The 1,497-nt window shown below is 45.2% G+C and carries 3 protein-coding genes; all 3 read left to right on the top strand.

The window, feature by feature from the left end; genetic code table 11:
* Positions 1-650: CdiA C-terminal domain-containing protein (locus IE082_RS11020; RefSeq protein ID WP_229809837.1), on the top strand; the 650-nt coding region annotated here is incomplete at its 5' end.
* A gap of 13 nt (positions 651-663) precedes the next feature.
* Positions 664-1,194: a hypothetical protein gene (locus IE082_RS11025; RefSeq protein WP_229809838.1), complete on the top strand. Its 531-nt coding sequence runs from the start codon at positions 664-666 to the stop codon at positions 1,192-1,194.
* Between the two features lie 39 nt (positions 1,195-1,233).
* Positions 1,234-1,497, top strand: a 264-nt coding sequence (locus tag IE082_RS11030; protein ID WP_189493959.1) for a hemagglutinin repeat-containing protein, incomplete at its 3' end; no start/stop codon positions are given.

Here is a 1,497-nt window from a genome sequence, read left to right on the forward strand (position 1 = left end):
ACTGTATCAGTGGCGCAGGTTGTACCACAGGTGCCGTCCTTAACATCGGCGGCACTGTGCTGGACTTCGCCGCTGTGGGTCCAACCGTCAAAACCGCTATCACCGAATACCGTGTCGCTAAGGCTGAGCTCGCAACCGTTAGGGCAGAAACCGCGACCAGTCGGGTGAATAATAATTTTTATGCGGATGATGCCAGTTTTAATATGAGCGAGTACGAAGCCACGAGAAAACCAGGCACTTTGACTGGTGTGCCTGAAACACCTAACGGCACTCGTCCAGGTCCTGAATATATTCGCTCAATTGACCGCCAAAATGAAGCCGCACGGACGTTGTCGGAGCATGGATTTAATGTGGAGCAAATACCGAACACTAAGAAAGGTAAAAGCCCTGATTTGCGCATTAATGGTGATTTGGCAGATGTTTACTCGCCGAAGACCAGTCGTTTAGATTCTATTTGGGATACAGTAGATGAAAAAGTTGTTGGGAAAAATGGCAAACCAGGTCAAGCACCCAATGTCGTGATTAACTTAGCTGATTCGCCATTAACACCGACAAGTGTGGCACAGTACATGCTCAAAAACCCTGTGAACGGTTTATCGCGACTGGTGATTATTAAAGGTGACAAAGTTATTGTTTTGGGAGGTAAGTGATATGTCTTACTCTATGCATATATTGGCGGATGAGCGCTTAACCAAAGATGAGGTTTTTGCTACATTAAAAGAATTTGGGATGGATGTGACGAAATTTGAACCCAACAGGGTGAACGGCGTTTTTGGGGACTTTCCACTTGATGATGACTATTGGACAACTGTGGTTTATCAAGAAAATGAGGAAAGGTTCAAGGAACAAGAAAGTCGTGATTCTTTAAAGTTTGATTTGAACATTAACTGGTTGGTTAATTCGCAGATTTGGTTTGAGTGTCGCACAGTTGGCAATTGTAGTGATGTATTGGCAAATTTTTTTGAGGCTTTGGCTCAAAAAACCAAAGCCAATTTAAATTATTCAGGTCAAAGAGAGGTTGTCTATGCCATGAAAGACGAGCACGGGATAAGGTGGTTTGAGGCGGCAAGTCCTATTCGTTCACCTGGATTGGTTAAAATCAATAGTCCATCCACTATTGCAGCCGAAGAGCAAACAACGAACGAAAAAAAGAGCTGGCTCAAACGTCTTTTTAGTTCACACGATTCAGAATAGTGCAATGAGGAAAGACATTTGAAACTAATGCGTTACTTAATGCCCACCACCCAAGCGAGCTTTATGCCGCTTGGGTTTTCGTCATTATTGGCGCGTGGTAGATTTCACGCCGACACCTCTGTCGGCAGCCAAATCGTGGGTGACAAGGTCAACATCCTCTCAACCAACGACACCAACATCAGCGGCTCGACTGTGTTCGGCACGAATGGCGTCATCATCGACAGTGAGAAGGGCGATGTGAACATCGTTGCGGCAGAGGACAAGTTCAACGAAACGCATTTCAGTAAAACCACCAAATCAGGG

Source organism: Formosimonas limnophila (assembly GCF_014652675.1).
In the GTDB taxonomy this organism is placed as follows: Bacteria; Pseudomonadota; Gammaproteobacteria; order Burkholderiales; family Burkholderiaceae; genus Hydromonas; species Hydromonas limnophila.

Excerpts from the sequence above, each read along its gene's own strand:
- IE082_RS11025 (WP_229809838.1), top strand. The coding sequence starts at position 664 with ATGCATATATTGGCGGATGAGCGCTTAACCAAAGATGAGGTTTTTGCT.